Consider the following 18,436-nt stretch of genomic DNA (forward strand, 5'->3'; position numbering starts at 1 on the left):
GAGGACACCTTATGCGGGCCGCATCATTGTGCAATGGCATTGTGGGACTACTACTGAGTGTCTGTTTGGTCAGTGCCGTTCAGGCGCGTACGCTCGATACTGCCTTCGGCGAAGTAGATGTAACGGGTACGCCGGAGCGAGTGGTCACGCTGTACGAGGGGGCGCTGGATGCCTCATTGGCCGCGGGCATCACGCCGCTAGGAGCGGTCACCACGCGCGGTGGCGACAACGTTGCCGAGTACGTGGAAGCGCATTTGGGCGATGAGCGGCCCGCTATCATGGGAGTGGTACGCGAAATCAACACCGAAGCGGTGCTTGAGCAGCGCCCGGACTTGATCCTCGCGCCTGTTCAGCTTGCTGAAGAGCAATATCAGCTGTTATCGCGCATTGCGCCCACGGTGGTGCCGCCGAGTCAGCCGCTGGCGCCGGATAACTGGAAGGATGAAGCACGGCTTTACGGTAAAGCATTGAACCGTGAGGAGGCCATTGACGACGCCATCAACGCCGTTGAGGAGCGTGCCGCGGCGCTGGCAAGCGACCTGGAAAAAGCCGGTGTGGGCGGAAATGCGTTTGTGGTGCGCTGGATGCCGGGCGGGCCGATGGTGATGTCGAAAAACCTGTTTACCGCCGGTCTGCTGGCCGACGTCGGCCTGACCGTCGAAGACGCGGGGCTGGTGGGCGAGCGCGGCGTGCATAGCGATGTGCTAAGCCTTGAAAACCTTGCCCAAGTGGATGGTGACTGGCTGTTTCTAGCCACGCTCAATGAAGACGGCCAGGAAGCGCTTGAGTCCGCCAAGCAAAGCAGCGCCTTTACCCGGCTGGAGGTGGTCCAGCGCGAGCAGGTGGTGCCGGTGAACGGTCAGCTGTGGACCAGCGCCAACGGCCCGCTGGCGGCGCAGGCGATTCTTGACGATGTAGAAGCCGCTTTGTTGCCGTGATGTCGTTAAACGTTGGTCGTCAACGAACGCAGATGACGCTACTTCTCACCGCCCTCGTGGCGGTGAGTCTCGTTAGCCTGCTGATTGGCGCAGGCGACGTCGGCCCGCTGCGTGCGCTGGCGGTGCTTGCCAGCAGTCAGGATAACGATGCGAGTTTCGTGGTATGGGAACTGCGCGCGCCGCGTACCTTGATTGGCATTATCGTGGGCATGGCCCTGGGAGTGGCGGGGGCGCTGCTCCAGGCCGTCTCGCGTAACCCGCTCGCCGAACCCGGCTTATTGGGGGTCAGCGCTGGCGCGGCCTTTGCCGTGGCATTAACCTTGGTCATGGGGGCCAGCGCGGCCACGCTGCGTATTTCGGTGGCCCAGTTGGGAGCGCTGGTCGGCTGCCTATGTGTGCTTAGCGTCACCCGCGTGCGCGGTGTAGGCAGCGATCCGGTGCGGCTGGTATTGGCCGGAGCGGCGTTTTCCGGGCTGCTTGGCTCGCTGACGTCCCTCATGCTGCTGTTTGATCAGCGCGCGGCGGATGAAATCCGTTTCTGGGTCATCGGCAGTCTCGCCGGACGACGCCTTGATGATGTGGTCGCCATGCTGCCCAGCATGCTGGTGGCCTCCGTGTTGGTGGTTGTTACGGCCCGCCCGCTGGCGGCGCTGGCGCTAGGCGAACGGGCCGCGTCAGGGCTGGGACATCATCCAGGGCTGATCCGTTGGTTGGTCGTCGCCTGCGTGGCGGTACTGGTGGGCGCTGCCACCGCGATTGCCGGTCCTATTGCGTTTGTCGGCCTGGTCGTGCCGTTTGCCGCTCGAGCGATCGCCGGGCCGGACATTCGCCGCACGCTGTGGTTCTGCCTGCCGATCGGCCCCTTGATGGTGCTCGCCGCAGATATCATTGCGCGTGTGTTAGTGGCGCCTTCAGAGCTGCCAATTGGCGTGTTGACCGCCCTATGCGGTGCCCCGGTACTGGTCGCGGTGGTGCGCGCCCGGCGGCTACCCTCCTTATAATCTCTGGCGTTGCATGCCCATGAAATCGAACGCAACTGATCTTTCTTCGCCGGCCTTGTTAACCCAGCACCCTGCGGCTGAGGTAGCGGCACCGTCAGGCTATTGGCGGGTGGCGTGGCGCTCTCCGCGTGGCAATGCCTGCAGTGTGCTGATTGAGCGCCGCGGACTGACCGTCAATACGGGTTTGTGCGTCGCACTGCTCATCGCCTGCGTGCTTTACCTGGGGCTTGGGAGTATGACGCTGGCGCCGAGCACGGTTGTCCCGGCGCTCTTTGGCCGGGGCGAGATGATCAACGTGTTTACCGTACAGGAGCTGCGCCTGCCAAGGCTGACGGCCGCCTGCTTGACGGGGGCTGCCTTTGCTCTCGCCGGGGTGCTGATGCAAACCCTGGCACGCAACCGGCTGGCCACCCCAGGGATTATCGGTATTGATAACGGCGCCACGGCGTTTGCCGTGGCCTCGGTGGTAGGAATGGGCATTTCCCTGGCCCCGTCGGCCATGGCGCTGGCGGGGGCTGCTACCGCAGCCGCATTGACCTTTGGCCTCGTGGCGGGTGGTGGCATGCAGGGCTATCGCTTTATCGTTGCGGGGATTGGTGTCGGTGCGGTATTCGGTGCCGTCACCCAATTGATGTTGGCACGGGTGGCGATTGATACCGCCAATGCGGCCTACCCCTGGACCGTCGGGTCGCTCAACGCCCGCCCGGGCGACGCCGTCTTTTGGCTAGCGGGCGGTCTTATCGTCGGCGTGGTCGCTGCTGGGGTCGTCGCGCGTCCGCTATCGCTGATGCGCTTTAAAGATGCAACGGCCTGTGGGCTGGGCATTAACGTTAAAGCGCGACGCTTCCAGGTGTTGTTGCTCTCGGTGGTGTTGACGGCGCTGGCGGTTGCGGTGGCAGGGCCAGTGGGTATGGTCGGGCTGATCGGCCCCGAAATCGCCCGCTCCCTTGCAAGCTCGCGCCAGGTGCCGTTAGTGGCGTCGCTATTGTCAGGCGCGCTGGTGATGGTGCTGGCGGACCTCGCCGGGCGCACTTTGCTGGCCCCGATTGAAATTCCCGTCGGTATTGTCACCGCCGTCATCGGCGGCCCCTGGTTATTATGGATACTAATGCGCCCGCAACGGAGTTACGCATGACGCATGCTGAACCATCCCCCACGCTTGCCACCGAATCGCTTGCTCTGAGTTATGGCTCCCGGCGCGTCATTGAGTCGCTGGACCTCAGCCTGCCGAGCGGCCAAGTCACCGCGATTGTGGGCCCCAACGGCTGTGGCAAGTCCACGCTACTCTCGGGCCTGGCGCGTCTGCACAAACCGGAAAGTGGGGCAGTACTGTTGAATGGTGCGGATATCCAACGCCTGCCCGCCCGTAAGCTCGCCACTCAACTGGCGCTGTTGCCGCAAGAGGCCGTTGCGCCGGAAGGGCTGACGGTCAGCGAGCTGATTCGCTTTGGCCGCCAGCCTCACCAGGGCTGGCTGCGCCAGTGGTCGGCTGAAGACCAGCGCGTGGTGGAACATGCGCTCTCTGCGGCGGGGCTTGATGCGTTGGCCGAGCGCCCGCTGGAAGCGCTTTCCGGCGGGCAGCGCCAGCGGGCGTGGATCGCCATGACCATCGCCCAACAAACGCCGCTTTTGCTACTCGATGAGCCAACTTCGGCATTGGACCTAGGGCATCAGATTGAGGTGTTCGAACTGGTGCGTGACCTGGCCTGTCATGGTCGCACCGTGGTGATGGTGCTGCATGATTTAGCCAGCGCCTGCCGCTACGCGGATCATCTCATCGCCCTGTGCGAAGGGCAGGTTGTCGCCCAAGGGGCGCCTGCAAAGGTCGTTACCCCAGCGCTGGTGCGCGAGCTGTATCAGGTAGATTGCACGCTGATTATCGACCCAGATACCGGCAGTCCCTTATTGGCCAACGTGCGCCGTGCCGGTTCTTAAGCCTTGTGCCCAAACCAAGCCCCTAAGCCGACGTTTGGTAAATAGGAAAGTGGTACGATAGGCCACATCATTCGACCCATAACCACTCAGTAAGGAATGCTCGTGGCTTCTTTTACGCCCCGTTCTCAGGCCCGCTCTCAGAATCAGAGCTTTCAGGCCTTGATGCGCCTTCTGCGCTATGCCAAAGGCTATCGGCGGCGGATTATCGCCGCGACCGTTTGCTCGATCATCAACAAGCTGTTCGATATCGCCCCCGAAATTCTCATCGGCGTGGCGATCGACGTGGTGGTCAATCAGGAACAAAGCTTTGTGGCGCGGTTGGGCTTCGACGCCCCTCAAGAGCAGATCACCATCCTCGCCGTGTTGACGTTCTTTATCTGGGCGGGGGAGTCGCTGTTTGAGTACCTGTTCCAGATTTTATGGCGCAACCTGGCCCAACGGCTTCAGGCCGATATGCGTCAGGACACCTACGAACACGCCCAGCGCCTGGATATGGCGTTTTTTGAGTCGAAAAGCTCCGGCCAGCTTGTTGCCACGATGAATGATGACGTTAACCAGCTTGAGCGTTTCCTCGACGGTGGTGCTAACTCGCTGATTCAGGTGGGGGTGACGGTAGTTGCCGTGGGCGCGGTGTTCTTCGTGCTCTCGCCGCTGATCGCGCTGCTGGCGTTTACCCCCATTCCGCTGATTATATGGGGGGCGTTTTACTTCCAGCGCAAAGCCGGGCCGCTTTACAGCGACGTGCGCGACAAGGTTGGCGATTTGGCGAGCCGGCTTTCCAACAACCTGAGCGGCATTGCCACCATCAAAAGCTTTACTAGTGAAGCGCGCGAGGCCGAGCGCCTGCGCGATGCCAGCGAAGCTTACGTTAACGCCAACCGCCGGGCGATTCAGGTGAGTTCGGCGTTTATCCCGGTTATTCGCATGGCCATTCTGGCCGGCTTTTTGGCTACCTTTACCGTCGGCGGCATGATGGCGCTTAACGGCTCACTCAACGTAGGCGCCTACGGCGTGCTGGTGTTTTTGACCCAGCGCCTACTGTGGCCGCTGACCGGCCTGGCCCAGGTGATCGATCTGTTCGAACGCGCCATGGCCAGCACCAAGCGGATTCTCGATCTGCTGGAAGAGCCCATTACGGTTAAAGACGACAGCACCACGCCGCTGGCTCAGCCCGTTAAAGGTGAGGTGCGTTTCGAGTCGGTAAGCTTCCACTACACCGCCAGTGAAGTGGGCGTTGATGGGGTGGATTTACACGCGCCAGCCGGGCACACCCTGGCGCTGGTAGGTGCGACCGGTTCGGGTAAATCGACGCTGATCAAATTACTGCTGCGTTTTTACGACCCTGAAAGCGGGCGGGTACTGATTGACGGGCAGCCGGTAACGGACGTGAGCATGCACTCGCTGCGCCAGGCGATTGGCCTGGTCAGCCAGGATGTGTATCTGTTTGAAGGCAGTATTCGCGACAATATTGCCTACGGCAGGCCGGATGCGGACGACGCCGCGATTATCGATGCCGCCAAAACCGCCGAGGCGTGGAGCTTTATTGAAACGCTGCCCCAAGGGCTGGAAACGCCGGTAGGGGAGCGGGGCGTGCGCCTTTCCGGCGGCCAGCGGCAACGCCTTTCACTGGCCCGGGCGCTGCTTAAAGACCCGCCGGTTTTGGTGCTGGATGAAGCCACCAGCGCGGTGGACAACGAAACCGAAGCCGCCATTCAGCGCTCGCTCAAGCGCATCGCCCACGGCCGCACGGTGATCATGATTGCTCACCGGCTTTCGACCATCGTGCACGCCGATGAGATCGTGGTGATCGAAAAAGGCCAAGTGGCCGAACGCGGCACTCACTCAAGCTTGCTCGCCGCTAATGGCCATTACGCGGCCCAATGGCGCGTGCAAACCGGCGAGGCGCTGGCGGGTGATGCTGAAGCCGTTAGCGGTTAACGAGCCGGGCATCCAGCGTGATCGGCACGTGCTCGTCTATCTCGTTATAACCTAGCATCGAGAGCACGCTGCGCAGCGTGGCGTTGGCCATCAACGCGCGGCCATCCAGCGCCATGGGCTCGGCGTGGGTCACGCGCACTTCGTTCAAGCCCTCACGGGTGAAGCGAAGCGGGACAGTCTCTTCCTGGTTGACTATATCGCTTTGTAGCCGGAAGGTCAGCGTCTCGACCAGCGATTCGCCAATGTCCAACTCGTCCAACCGCTCGGGTGGCATTTGCGCCACCAGCGTGACCAGCGTGGTGTTGGCCAGCATCTCGGCCCAGGTGGGCAGTTCGCCCATCCGGGTTAGCATATCCGTTTGACTGAGTTTGAGTGGCAGACGCAGCGTGCCATCGGCGGAAATATCGCCCTGCAGGTCGCGAACCTGATGGTGATGGGTTTGCGGCTCATCGCCATCCAACTGGGTAATCGATGCTTTAACGTTCGAGCGGTCAGGGTCCAACTGCCAATCTGCCTGCGCCGGTAGCGCCAACAGCAGCGAAAAAAGCGCCATCAATGCTTTCAAAGCGTATCTCCTTATAAGGGCCTTTCTCAAAAGGGCTTCCCTCAAGACCCGCTAACCCTTAAAAAGTGCCGCGGTAATGGCAAGATAGCCTAACTAGGGGCTGGCCTCGCTCCACCACATTCGCTATGATATGCACGCTTTTCGGGCCTATAGCTCAGTTGGTTAGAGCAGGGGACTCATAATCCCTTGGTCGTAGGTTCAAGTCCTACTGGGCCCACCATTCTATGTGCTAATTCTTAAAGCAGGGGATTATGAGTCCCTTGGTCTGTATTTCCCTGCTGCTCGTTTGATCCCCATCTTACTTCCTTTATTTTCGCTTGCGCTTCCTTGCTGTTACCGCACAGGTTGGCGTGTATGATATTCGCCAATTAACGAATATTTACTTAGCGTGGGGAAGTACCTTGAACACGGAAAGTCACTCCCAGTTAGCGGCCTTTATCTGGTCGGTCGCTGACCTTCTGCGCGGCGATTTCAAGCAATCGCAGTATGGGCGCATCATTCTGCCGTTTACCCTGCTGCGCCGCTTGGAGTGTGTTCTCGCGCCCACCAAAGCCGAGGTATTGCAGGCTGCCGAGCAGCACCAAAACAAGCCGGAAGCGGTGCGTGAGAAGCTGTTGTTGCGCGCGGCGGACCAGCCGTTCTTCAATGCCTCGCCGCTATCCCTGGGCACGCTCTCCGATACCCAAACAAGCGACGACCTGATGAGCTATGTGCAGTCGTTCAGCCAGAGCGCGCGGGAGATTTTCGAGCATTTCGAGTTCGAAAGCTTCGTTCAGCAGCTCAGCGCCAATGATCTGCTCTACAAAGTAGTGCTGCAGTTCGCGGCGATAGATCTAAGCCCACAGCGCGTTAGCAATCACGGTATGGGCGGAATTTTCGAGGAGTTGATCCGCAAGTTTGCCGAAAGCTCCAACGAAACCGCCGGGGAGCACTTTACGCCCCGCGATATCGTTCATCTAACGACGTCTCTGGTGCTTACCGGGCAAGAAGCCAAGCTCAAGCCCAACAGCATCGTCACCGTGTATGATCCGACAGCCGGCACCGGCGGGTTTCTTTCTGAGAGCGACGAGTACATTCAGCAGGTCAGCCAGAACGTGACAGTCTCGCTGCACGGCCAGGAGCTTAATCCTGAGTCTTACGCCATCTGTAAGGGCGACATGCTGGTAAAAGGGCAGGAGGTTGAACGGATCAAGCTGGGCAACACGCTATCTGGCGACCAGCTGGCGGGCGAGCGCTTTGACTATATGCTCTCCAATCCACCGTTTGGCGTTGAGTGGAAAAAAGTACAAAAGCAGGTGACTGACGAACATAGGCATCGCGGCTACGATGGCCGCTTTGGCCCCGGTTTGCCAAGAGTTTCTGATGGCTCGCTCCTTTTTCTGATGCATCTGGTGGCCAAGATGCGCACCCGGCAAGACGGGGGCTCGCGCATTGGCATCATCCTCAACGGCTCGCCGCTGTTTACCGGCGGCGCAGGCAGTGGAGAGTCCGAAATTCGCCGCTACCTGCTGCAGCATGACCTGGTAGAAGCCATCGTCGGCCTGCCCACGGATATGTTCTACAACACCGGTATTGCCACCTATATATGGGTGCTCTCCAACAACAAGCCTGCCGAGCGCAAGGGCAAGGTGCAGCTGATTAACTCCACCGGCTGTGCCAGCAAGATGCGCAAGTCGCTGGGCAGCAAGCGCCAGTACATCACCGATCGAGATATTGACGCTATCGTGCGGCTCTACGGCGCCTTTGAAGATAGCGACAATAGTAAAATTTTCCCTATTGAAACCTTTGGATACCGGCGGATTACCGTCGAGCGGCCGCTGCGCCTGAACTTCGAAGCCAGCGAAGAACGCCTAGTAAAGCTGGACGACGAAAAAGCCATTCAGAAGCTACATGACGGCGAGCAAGCTGCCCTTAAAGCTGCCTGCGAGCAATTAGGTGAGCAGCGCTACACCAACCGCAAAGCGTTTACCAAAGCGCTGAATGCGGCGCTCAAGGCTGAAGGCTTAAAAGTTGGTGCACCAGTTCAGAAGGCCATTCTCAACTCGCTTTCCGAGCGTGACCCGGAAGCAGATATTTGCCTGGATAAACACGGCAGCCCCGAGCCGGATACCAGCCTGCGCGATAACGAGAACGTGCCCTATAACGAATCGGTGTTTGACTACTTCGAGCGTGAGGTTAAACCCCATGTGCCAGATGCCTGGATAGACGAAGACAAACGCGACGAGTTAGATGGCCGCATCGGTATTGTTGGCTTCGAAATCCCCTTTAACCGCCATTTCTATACGTTTACGCCGCCGCGCCCGCTGGAAGAAATCGACGCCGACCTCAAAGCCTGCACTGACCGGATCAAGCAGATGATCGAGGAACTGTCGGCATGAGTTTTTTGCGTTACCCAGAATATAAAAACTCACATACGGATTTTCTCGGTAATGTGCCGGCCCACTGGAATATAGAGCGCTTGAAGCATTGCGCTGAGGTTTTTCCAAGCAATGTCGATAAAAAATCCGTAGATGGGCAGATACCTGTACGACTCTGTAATTATACGGATGTTTATTACAACGAAGTGATTCAGCATGACTCAGTCTTTATGAAAGCCACCGCGACTAAGGACCAAGTGAAGCGGTTTGAGTTGCAAAAAGATGATGTGGTATTCACGAAAGATTCAGAAAGCGTTGATGACATAGCTATTGCTGCCTATGTGCCTAAAAGCATACCAGGTGTGATCTATGGGTATCATCTGTCAATAGCACGCCCAAAAGGCTCAGTTGTGGGAAAATTCTTGAAGAGATTTTTCGACTCTCAGGAAACAAAGTCATATTTTGCCGTATCTGCTAATGGATTAACTCGAGTTGGATTAGGTCAACACGCAGTTGATAATGCACCTGTGGCTCTCCCTCCATTAGAGGAGCAAAGGGCAATCGCTACCTTCCTCGACCACGAAACCGCCTGCATCGACGCCTTGGTGGAAGAGCAGCAGCGCCTAATCGAGATACTCAAAGAAAAGCGCCGGGCGGTGATTTCCCATGCCGTCACCAAAGGACTCGACCCCGATGTGCCGATGAAAGACTCCGGGGTGGAGTGGCTGGGGGAAGTGCCGGCGCATTGGGAGGTTAAGCCTCTGCGATATCTCGGAGAATGTCAGAATGGAATCAATATAGGCGCAGAGGCATTCGGGTCTGGGTTTCCTTTCGTAAGCTATGGTGATGTTTACAAGAATGAGGTCTTGCCGACCAGCCCAAAGGGGCTTGTACAGTCATCCGGCCAAGACCGTGAAAAATATTCGATTAAGAAAGGTGATGTTCTCTTTACAAGAACATCGGAGACTGTAGAAGAAATTGGGTTCAGCTCAACTTGCTTTAAGGATATTCCCTCTGCAACATTTGCTGGATTTTTAATAAGATTTAGGCCTGCCGAAGGGAGGGTATCTCCCAGTTTCTCCAGGTACTTTTTTGGGAACCAAAGGCTCAGAGAGTTTTTCGTTAAAGAGATGGAGATTGTGACTCGTGCCTCGCTTGGGCAGGACTTGCTAAAAAGAATGAGCGTGCCAACGCCACCTGTTGAAGAGCAAATTAGAATAGCGCAGTACTTGGACGCCCAAACGCAAAAAAATGATTCATTGCTAGATCGAGCACATGCTTCAATTAAATTCCTCGCGGAACGCCGCTCTGCCCTTATCTCTGCTGCCGTTACCGGCAAGATCGATGTGCGTGGATGGCAGCCGCCAGCGGATTCTGTGGTGACTACTGGTGATGTCACTCAGTTGGAGGCGGTATGACTCAGACACATAAACCTCAAGCCCCCGTTTGCTGGATAGTGGCGGGACCCAACGGGGCGGGCAAAACGACTTTTGCTTTTAATTACCTCCCACAAGTGGCTCAGTGTACGCGCTTTATCAATGCTGACTTGATTGCCGCTGGCCTCTCCCCGTTTGCACCCGAACGGGATCTTGTCGCGGCCAGCCGTATCTTCCTGCGCGAGATCAAAGAAGCGATTGATGAGAGAGAAGACTTTGCCTTTGAAACTACGCTCTCGGGGCGTGGCTACTCGCGTCTGGTAAAGAGCCTGTTGGCTGAGGGCTGGAAAGTTGAGCTAGTGTATTTGGCGCTACCCTCTGTTGAGATGTCACGCCTGCGCGTTGCCGAGCGTGTATCTCACGGCGGCCACAATATTGCGCTCAAAGATATTCAGCGACGTTTCCCGCGCAGCCTGAATAATTTGCTGACGCTTTACGCGCCATTGGTCAGCCGTGCGCGTTGCTTTATGAATGACCAAGACCAGCCAGAGCCGGTTTTCGAGCAGCATGGCAATCACCGTCAGGTGTTTAATACTTCACTGTTTGACGCGCTTTTCCAGGAGGCAAAATCATGACCCAACTTTCACCCGATACCCAGGAAATGCTCAACAGCCTTCGCACAGCCGTGGCCGAAACCTTAGAGCGCAAGCGCCGCCTGGGCCAATACGCGGTGTTTTGGCAGGAAGGTAAGCCCGTTCTCATTGGTGAGGACGCGCCGCACAATCCTGACGACACAGCCTCCGAGGATAATCAGCAGGCCAAGACTCGTCATTGATCAATGCTGAGATTCCAAGCAGTGTGTGTAGCCAATTCGCAAAATGGCGAAAGCGGCTAGCACTAACGGAGTTGATATGACACAGGGACGCAGCATTCGGCTGTTTCTAGTGGATGGCACGCCTACTGGCCTGCTTACCGCTGAAATTATGAACTGGACAGGGCATGTGCTTACAGGTCCGCGCAGCAGGCTCAGCGAGTTAGTTCAGCGCCCCGAATGTGGGAGAACCGGAATATACTTCTTAGTCGGCACGGATCCAGAGGGAGATTTACGCCCTTTGGTATATATCGGTGAAAGCGATGATGTTGCTACGCGGCTTAAACAGCACAATCGACCGGAGGATAAGGGAGGCAAGGATTTTTGGGAGAAGGTGTGTCTTATAACGAGTAAAGACCAGAACCTGACCAAGGCTCATGTGAAATACCTGGAGAGCTTGCTGATACAGAAAGCTGGTGCTGTTGGGCGCTGTAAGCTAGCCAACGGTACGTCACATGAGTACGTGGGACTTCCAGAATCTGATCGTGCTGATATGGCCTTTTTTGTCGAGCAGGTTCGCACGGTACTTCCCGTTCTTGGCCTGGATTTTTTACGCAGCACTACAAAAATCTCATCAAGTCCTGGCCTTGAGCGTCAAGCACCCACAGAGCGAGAGTCAAACCAAAGCGTTTCAGTAAGCCCTAGGCTGAAGATGGAAGTTAAAAGACAAAATATTGTCGCCTACGCTCAAGAGGTTGAAGGTGAGTTTGTCGTTCTAGAGGGTTCTCTCGCCAGGGGAGAATGGATAGACCTTAAGCACAACTACCGGCATCTCTACAAGCAGCTTTGCGATGAAGGTGTGCTGATGGACGATGGTAATGGATTCAAGACGTTCACGCGTGACTATGGCTTCACGAGCCCCAGCTCGGCCGCCGCCGCTGTCGCAGGGCGGGCCGCTAACGGTCGTGTTGATTGGAAGGTTGAGGCCACGGGGCAGACCTATGCTGATTGGCAAGATCAGCAGGTCAATGCTGCGGCATCAATGCCAAATGAGGGCGATGATGGATAAGCCCCAGCAGCACCGCGATGCCGAGATTCAGCGAGCGATTGACCATTACCTCCAGGCGCGCCAAGCCATTTTGGCATTAGGGAGCGCAGTACCTGAGCGTATTGGCGGTAACGACAACATTATTGGCCGTATAGGTGAGTTTATTGGGCTCCGCTTTTTAGAAGCGCTTGGCCAACAGCCCTCAATGATGTCAGGTAGCTAAAACCCCGGTTTTGATCTGGAAGAGGACGGCCAACGAACCCAGGTTAAAGCCATTACCCAAGAAAACCGTCGCGGCCGAAGTGTGCGTCTCACCCCCGGTTGGACTCAGTTTTTGCTCATGGAACTAGGCGAGCATTATACGCCGGAACGGATTGGTGTACTTACATTGGCACAGCAGGAGCAAGCATGGGAGGATAGCTTTGCTAAAACCGCCACACCGATTGTTAGTTTAACGATGCTAGGACCTAAGGGACTCATCAGCCGCTATGGGCGGGTTTATAGCCGTGATGAGCTTAATGCGCTAGGTGTCTGAAACCAAATAAGAAACCCCGCTATATAGCGGGGTTCCGAGTCGTCACGATGATTAGCGATTGATCATCGTGCCGGGGCTGGTCTCTTTAACAAAATACTCACCTTCCATCGCTTCCAGCAATGACAATGAGTTGCGCGCCATGACAAGTCCCATCTTCGCGTGTTGGCGAATAAAAACCGTTTCGCCCGGCGATACGTCTACGTCAACGGATGCCCAGTTCTCTGCTTTAGAATAAATGGTGTGTTGACCGGGCTCTACGGGAAAGTAAATGTGCTCACTGCCGCGTGTATGACCGACTTCGGATGAGTCTTCTTGGTCATTCAAGAAAACATTAAAGCGAACCAACGTGCCTGTCATCTCTGGGCGAACCACATAGACCATGCCTTCATCAGCATGAGGCTGTTGCGGTAACTTAAAGCCCTGAAGTTCATTCTGTAAATTCTCTGAAGAGGGCGCTTTGGCAGCACAGCCAGTGATAAGCGCCAGCGCAACAAACGCCAATAGCAGTTTCCCGATCCCTTTAAACGTCATGTTCCCTACCATTTTTTACTCCATAAGCGAGTTTCCACCCGCTGTCATATTTCAATCAATTGCCATAAGGGCGTTACGATGACTGCCGTTTCTTGTTATCCGAAGCGAAGCCAAGCGTATATTAACCAAAATTTAGATATTGTCACTGACGAAAAGGTGGCAGATGATCATAAAATTAAAAATCAACGCCTTAGGGGAAAGGGTAGTAGAACCCGTTTTTCCATTCTGTTCGGCTTCGTTGTAGTCTGTGCACATTGATTAAACTTCGGGTGCTTATCGTGGCGGACAGCAGGGAAGGCCGGTTCCAGCAGGACATCATTGACGCCATGGCCGCTGATGGCTGGCGGGTGGGCACGGCCACTGGCTACGACCGCACATCAGCGCTCTACACTGAAGATCTGTTGGGCTATGTGCAGGATGCCTGGCCCGAGCGCTGGGAGAAGTTCTGCAAGGCCAACCCGCAAGCGTCCGAACAAGTTTTCGTCCAGAAGGTGGTCCGCGAGCTTGAACGGGCGGGCACGCTTGAAGTGCTGCGCCATGGCTTCAAAGTGCCGGGAGTAACGTTTGACCTGTGCAGTTTCAAACCTGACCATGCCATGAACCCCGAAGCACTTGCCCGCTACCACGCCAATCGCCTGCGCGTGGTGCCGGAGGTGTCTTATTCGCCGCATGCGCGAGAAAAAGGCCAGGGCATCCAAAGCTATAACCCACGTTTGGATCTGGTGCTGTTTGTCAACGGCATCCCGACAGCTACCTTGGAGCTGAAAAGCGAGTTCAAGCAGTCGGTAGAAAACGCCAAGCGTCAGTATCGTAATGACCGCCCGCTGAAAGACCCGATCACCCGCAAGATCGAGCCGCTGCTGGCGTTCAAGCGCGGCGCGCTGGTGCATTTTGCCGTCAGCCAGGCCGAGGTGGCGATGGCTACCAAGCTGGCGGGTAAAGACACCTTCTTTCTGCCCTTTAACCAAGGCACTGAGGGTGGCGGTTCGGGCAACCCACTGCCGGAAGACGAGAACCGCTATGCGACCACCTATTTGTGGGAGCGCATGTTTTCACCGGATGCCTGGCTCAAGATTTTGGGGCGCTTCCTGCACCTTGAAAAGAAAACCAGTGAAGACTTTTACGGGCGTCGAAAAACCAAAGAAACGCTTATTTTTCCGCGTTATCACCAGTGGGAAGTGGTCAATCAACTGGTGGCCACAACTCACCAGGAACCTCCGGGCCAGCGTTACCTGGTACAGCACAGCGCAGGCTCGGGTAAGTCCAACTCCATCGCCTGGCTGGCCCATCAGCTTGCCAACCTGTACGACGAAAGCGGGCAGCAAAAGCGCTTCAACTCAGTGATTGTGGTTACCGACCGCACGGTGCTTGATAGCCAGCTGCAAGACACTATCTACCAGTTCGAGCATGCCCATGGTGTGGTGTGTCCCATTACCCGGGATGTGGGTAACCAGAGCAAATCAGAGCAGTTGTCGGACGCGCTTGCCAATAATACGCGTATCATTATTGTCACGATCCAGACCTTTCCAGCGCTGTTTGATGCGCTGGACAAGCGCCCTCAGCTTGCCGAGGGCCACTACGCGGTGATAGCGGATGAAGCCCATTCTTCGCAGACCGGTAGTTCGGCCACCAAGCTCAAAGCGCTGCTGGCCGCCGCAGGTGAAATGGCGGGTGATGATGAAGACATCAGCGCAGAGATGATGCTGGATGCGGCAGTGGCCTCGCGCCGACCAAGCGAAAGCATTAGTTACTATGCCTTTACGGCCACACCCAAAGCCAAAACGCTGGAGCTGTTTGGTCGCGTGGCCGACCCAGCTTTGCCGCCGAGCGCGGAAAACAAGCCCGAGCCCTTCCACCTCTATTCCATGCGCCAGGCAATCGAAGAAGGTTTCATCCTTGATGTGCTGCGCAATTACATTACCTACGGTACTGCCTGGAAGCTCGCACATCCGGATGGCGAAGCGCAGGAGGTGGATGCCAAAAAGGCCTCGCGCACCTTGGCCAAGTGGGTGCGGTTACACCCTTACAACATTGCCCAGCGTGTAGAAGTCATTGTGGAGCATTACCGCGCTAACGTGCGTCATCTGCTGGATGGCCAAGCGAAAGCCATGGTGGTCACCGCTAGTCGCCAGGAAGCGGTGCGATACCAGCTCGCTATGCGGCAGTACGTGGAATCAAAAGGCTATACCGATGTGCACCCGCTGGTCGCCTTTTCGGGTACGGTGCTGCCTGATGAAGTGATCGTTGAAGAGGTGAGTGAATCAAGCAAGCTACTCAACCCTGGTTTGCGAGGGCGAGATTTGGCGGATGCTTTCGACACCGACGATTTCAATGTGATGATTGCCGCCAACAAGTACCAGACCGGTTTTGATCAGCCCAAGCTGTGTGCAATGTATGTAGATAAAAAGCTACAGGGCGTGGATTGCGTGCAAACCCTCTCGCGGCTCAATCGGCTGTTCCCTGGCAAGCAGACGTTTATTCTCGACTTCTTCAACGAGCCGAAGGACATACTCGAGGCCTTTGCGCCGTATTACCGCAAGGCAACGCTGGCCGATGTATCAGATCCGCAGGTGGTATATGACATCAAGCGCACCCTGGACGCCAGTGGCATCTATCACTGGCCCGAGGTGGAGGCGTTCGCTACCGCTTTTTTCGATCCCAAAGCACCCTCGTCACGCCTGAGTTACCACTGCAAGCCTGCGCAAGAGCGCTTCAAAAAACGTTATGAAGTGATCCTAGAACAGCAGGAAATATGGAAAGAGGAACGCCGCCAGGCCGAGCAGAAGGGCGATGAAACAGGAGGCAAGCGTGCCGATCAGGAGTTGGAGGATGCAGGCAAAACCCGCGACGAGCTCGACCTCTTCCGCAAGAACCTGCAAAGCTTCGTGCGGACTTATGAGTTTCTCAGTCAAATCATTTCCTTTGATGACGCCGAGCTGGAGCAGCTGTGTGTGTTTGCCAAGCATCTCCATCCGCTGCTTCGCATTGATAGGTTGTTGGAAGGTGATCCTCTCGACGTAAGTGAGCTATCGCTGGATAGCTACCGGTTAACCAAGCGCGCCGAGCAGCAGCTAAATCTAGGCGAAAAAGAAGGCGACTATGGGCTGAAGCCGATTACAGAGGTTGGCTCTGGCAAGCCTCACGATCCGGAAACCCAGCAGCTCAATGAGATTATCGAACGGCTTAACGACCTGTATGGCGCGGATATCAGCGATGAAGACAAGCTGCACTTCGCCAACGGCATTGCTGATCGCATCGAACGTGATGACGCCGTAATGGCCCAGATTAACCATCACGATGATCACCAGGTAATGCACGGCCTGTTTCCAAAACGCGTAACGGACGCCGTAATGGATGCCATGAACGACCATGAAAAGCTCACCATGCCGCTACTGGAGGATGAGGAAACCGGTAGGCAGTTCGCGCTGTTGATTCTTAAGTTGCTGGCAGGAAGGGCAGGGAATAATGAGTATCCAAACAACTGAGTTGTCGACTCTTGTGGCAGCAATAGTAATAGATAAGTGACGGATACCGCGTGACAGACTTTTCGGTCATGAACGCTGCAGAACAAATAACGTCTATTCGATGCTATTGAAGGCAGGTTTATATGATCAATGCCTGGAAAAATCTGGTGCAGAACGACACCTGAGCAGGTGATCCATATGTCATCCGGCAGGCGGGCGAACGAGACTCAGAGAGTCAGGACTACGCAGGCGGGAGCGTCATCATCTTCGCATACAACGCACGGTCTTCGTTATAGCACTCGCAGGCGGCGGCAATCAGGCCTGCGCGGTCGAGCACCTTGATTTCGCCGCGGTGGTACCCGATCAGCCCGCGCGTATGCAGGGCGATCGCCGCCATGGTGATGCCGGCGCGTCTGACGCCGAGCATCATGGCGAGAAACTCATGGGTTAGTTTCAGCTGGTCCGTGCGCGCGCGGTCCTGGGTCATCAGCAGCCAGCGGGCGAGGCGGGCCTCTATCTGATGAAAATGGATGCAGGCGGTGGATTGGGCCAGTTGCTTCATGACGACGTAGAGGTAGTGCTTCAGACGCTGATGCAAGACGGGGCTGTCGAGTAGCAGCCGTTGGAAGCTGGCGGCGCTCATGCGAAGTGCCGAGCCCGCGCCTTGCACTAGGGCGAGCAACGGTGCCTCGTCGATGCCTAGCACCAGGGAACTTCCCAGCATGCCTTCTCGCCCCGTCATGGCGACTTCCAGGCGATTGTCAGGGTCGAGGATGACGATCAGTGAAATAAAGCTATCGAGTGGAAAATAAACGTGGCTGACGGCTTCTGTGGGCTGGACCAGTACTTCGCCAAACGTTAGCACCACGGTTTCGCAGGCGCTCATAAAGGCATCCCGCTCGACCGTGGGCAGTTTAGCTAGCAGTTGATTGGCATCGGAAACGTGCAAAATAGACGTCATGTGCCTCTCCGGTTATATAACCTGGCAAGCGGCACAATGACGGTACTAATCATTTTGATGTCGGCTGCAGATCGAGACGCCGTCATCGATCTTCTGACGGTCCATCTTCATATTAACATTGGGTGAACCAAGCGTCGGCACGCTAGCGTACACAACTCGGTAATCGTTACTTCTTGTCAGTTGGCCCCTTTCAGCCCTTTATATCACGGCATGTTGATTGAGCAGGCGGTCGTATTCGCGCTTAACTACCGAGTAGCACTCGCAAACACGTGCCTCAAGTCCGGGCCTGTTAGTGACAGTAATCCGCCCACGATGATAAGAGATCAGGCCAGCCTTCTGGAGTTTGCCGGCGGATTCGGTTACCCCTTCGCGACGAACGCCCAGCATATTGGCGATCAACTCCTGAGTCATGACCAGTTCATCGCCCGATAGTCGGTCGAGGCTGAGCAGCAGCCAGCGACATAGCTGCTGGTCAACACTGTGATGGCGATTACATACTGCGGTCTGCGCCATTTGTGTTAGTAACGCCTGGGTATAGCGCAGCAGCAGCCGCTGCATCGGCCCGGCGCGGTAGAACTCATTTTTTAGTACCTGTCCCTTAAGACGATACGCTTTCCCAGCGCTTTGCACGATCGCTCGGCTGGGTGTGGTCTCACCGCCCATGAACAGCGAGACACCCACTACGCCTTCATGGCCCACCACAGCGATTTCCGTCGAGGCGCCGTTTTCCATCACACAGAGTAGGGAGACAATGGCATCAAGTGGGAAGTAGACATGGCTCATTTGCTGACCGGATTCACACAGCGATTGCCCCAGCACCAATGGCACCTTTTCAAGATGGGGCAACAAACGTCCTAGTTCTTCTTTTGGCAGTAACCTAAGCAACGCATTTTGGTGAAAATCCTGCGGTTCAGACATCGACACCTCTCCTAATCCCCAGCGGTTGAGCAGAGCATGACGCGAATTGCCTGCATAG

Annotated in this window: 17 protein-coding genes and 1 tRNA gene; 14 read left to right on the forward strand and 4 right to left on the reverse strand. The window is 56.3% G+C overall.

What is annotated here, in order from left to right:
• Positions 1–11: 11 nt before the first annotated feature.
• The 5 genes from CPH17_RS17710 (at position 12) to CPH17_RS17730 (ending at position 5,812) form a co-directional block, all read left to right on the forward strand.
• Positions 12–938 (forward strand): ABC transporter substrate-binding protein, encoded by a 927-nt coding sequence (locus CPH17_RS17710; RefSeq protein WP_096300578.1) that lies wholly within the window; start codon positions 12–14, stop codon positions 936–938.
• Positions 939–970: 32 nt separating this feature from the next.
• Positions 971–1,939 carry a FecCD family ABC transporter permease gene (locus tag CPH17_RS17715; protein WP_096300580.1) on the forward strand — a complete coding sequence of 323 codons (969 nt, stop codon included), beginning with the start codon at positions 971–973 and terminating at the stop codon, positions 1,937–1,939.
• 19 nt (positions 1,940–1,958) lie between these two features.
• Positions 1,959–3,074, forward strand: coding sequence for a FecCD family ABC transporter permease (locus CPH17_RS17720; RefSeq protein WP_231898046.1), 1,116 nt, complete (start codon positions 1,959–1,961; stop codon positions 3,072–3,074).
• Positions 3,071–3,874, forward strand: coding sequence for an ABC transporter ATP-binding protein (locus CPH17_RS17725; RefSeq protein WP_096300584.1), 804 nt, complete (start codon positions 3,071–3,073; stop codon positions 3,872–3,874). The genes CPH17_RS17720 and CPH17_RS17725 overlap by 4 nt, the downstream gene beginning before the upstream one ends.
• A gap of 162 nt (positions 3,875–4,036) precedes the next feature.
• A complete protein-coding gene (locus CPH17_RS17730; RefSeq protein WP_197703538.1) occupies positions 4,037–5,812 on the forward strand; it encodes an ABC transporter ATP-binding protein in 1,776 nt (591 codons plus the stop codon).
• Here the strand turns inward: CPH17_RS17730 and CPH17_RS17735 are convergent.
• Positions 5,802–6,377 (reverse strand): hypothetical protein, encoded by a 576-nt coding sequence (locus CPH17_RS17735; protein ID WP_096300588.1) that lies wholly within the window; start codon positions 6,375–6,377, stop codon positions 5,802–5,804. The two genes, CPH17_RS17730 and CPH17_RS17735, sit on opposite strands and share 11 nt — an antisense overlap.
• A gap of 143 nt (positions 6,378–6,520) precedes the next feature.
• Here CPH17_RS17735 and CPH17_RS17740 point away from each other — a divergent pair.
• The 8 genes from CPH17_RS17740 to CPH17_RS17775 all read left to right on the forward strand — a co-directional run bounded on the left by CPH17_RS17740 (position 6,521) and on the right by CPH17_RS17775 (position 12,504).
• Positions 6,521–6,597 (forward strand) — tRNA-Ile (locus CPH17_RS17740).
• Between the two features lie 181 nt (positions 6,598–6,778).
• Positions 6,779–8,755, forward strand: coding sequence for a type I restriction-modification system subunit M (locus tag CPH17_RS17745; RefSeq protein ID WP_096300590.1), 1,977 nt, complete (start codon positions 6,779–6,781; stop codon positions 8,753–8,755).
• A complete protein-coding gene (locus CPH17_RS17750; protein ID WP_096300592.1) occupies positions 8,752–10,152 on the forward strand; it encodes a restriction endonuclease subunit S in 1,401 nt (466 codons plus the stop codon). The genes CPH17_RS17745 and CPH17_RS17750 overlap by 4 nt, the downstream gene beginning before the upstream one ends.
• On the forward strand, positions 10,149–10,745 hold the full coding sequence (locus CPH17_RS17755; protein ID WP_096300594.1) for a zeta toxin family protein: 597 nt from the start codon (positions 10,149–10,151) through the stop codon (positions 10,743–10,745). The genes CPH17_RS17750 and CPH17_RS17755 overlap by 4 nt, the downstream gene beginning before the upstream one ends.
• Positions 10,742–10,945 (forward strand): hypothetical protein, encoded by a 204-nt coding sequence (locus CPH17_RS17760; RefSeq protein ID WP_074395527.1) that lies wholly within the window; start codon positions 10,742–10,744, stop codon positions 10,943–10,945. Before CPH17_RS17755 ends, CPH17_RS17760 begins: the two co-directional genes overlap by 4 nt.
• A 76-nt stretch (positions 10,946–11,021) precedes the next feature.
• On the forward strand, positions 11,022–11,990 hold the full coding sequence (locus CPH17_RS17765) for a GIY-YIG nuclease family protein (RefSeq protein ID WP_096300596.1): 969 nt from the start codon (positions 11,022–11,024) through the stop codon (positions 11,988–11,990).
• Entirely contained in the window at positions 11,980–12,192 is a 213-nt protein-coding gene (locus tag CPH17_RS17770; protein ID WP_156524094.1) for a hypothetical protein, read from the forward strand. Before CPH17_RS17765 ends, CPH17_RS17770 begins: the two co-directional genes overlap by 11 nt.
• Before the next feature lie 111 nt (positions 12,193–12,303).
• On the forward strand, positions 12,304–12,504 hold the full coding sequence (locus CPH17_RS17775; RefSeq protein WP_157742970.1) for a hypothetical protein: 201 nt from the start codon (positions 12,304–12,306) through the stop codon (positions 12,502–12,504).
• Positions 12,505–12,555: 51 nt separating this feature from the next.
• Here the strand turns inward: CPH17_RS17775 and CPH17_RS17780 are convergent, their stop codons facing one another.
• Positions 12,556–13,035: a DUF2846 domain-containing protein gene (locus CPH17_RS17780; protein ID WP_096300986.1), complete on the reverse strand. Its 480-nt coding sequence runs from the start codon at positions 13,033–13,035 to the stop codon at positions 12,556–12,558.
• A gap of 278 nt (positions 13,036–13,313) precedes the next feature.
• Between CPH17_RS17780 and CPH17_RS17785 the strand changes: the two genes are divergently transcribed.
• Positions 13,314–16,520, forward strand: coding sequence for a type I restriction endonuclease subunit R (locus CPH17_RS17785; protein WP_172898705.1), 3,207 nt, complete (start codon positions 13,314–13,316; stop codon positions 16,518–16,520).
• A gap of 220 nt (positions 16,521–16,740) precedes the next feature.
• Here CPH17_RS17785 and CPH17_RS17790 read toward each other — a convergent pair whose 3' ends face one another.
• Positions 16,741–17,460, reverse strand: coding sequence for a Crp/Fnr family transcriptional regulator (locus CPH17_RS17790; RefSeq protein WP_096300600.1), 720 nt, complete (start codon positions 17,458–17,460; stop codon positions 16,741–16,743).
• Between the two features lie 198 nt (positions 17,461–17,658).
• Complete coding sequence (locus CPH17_RS17795; RefSeq protein WP_074395532.1) at positions 17,659–18,378, reverse strand: Crp/Fnr family transcriptional regulator; 720 nt, start codon at positions 18,376–18,378, stop codon at positions 17,659–17,661.
• Positions 18,379–18,436 lie beyond the last annotated feature (58 nt).

Origin of the sequence: Halomonas sp. hl-4, from assembly GCF_900215475.1 — a bacterium.
Lineage (GTDB): Bacteria > Pseudomonadota > Gammaproteobacteria > Pseudomonadales > Halomonadaceae > Vreelandella.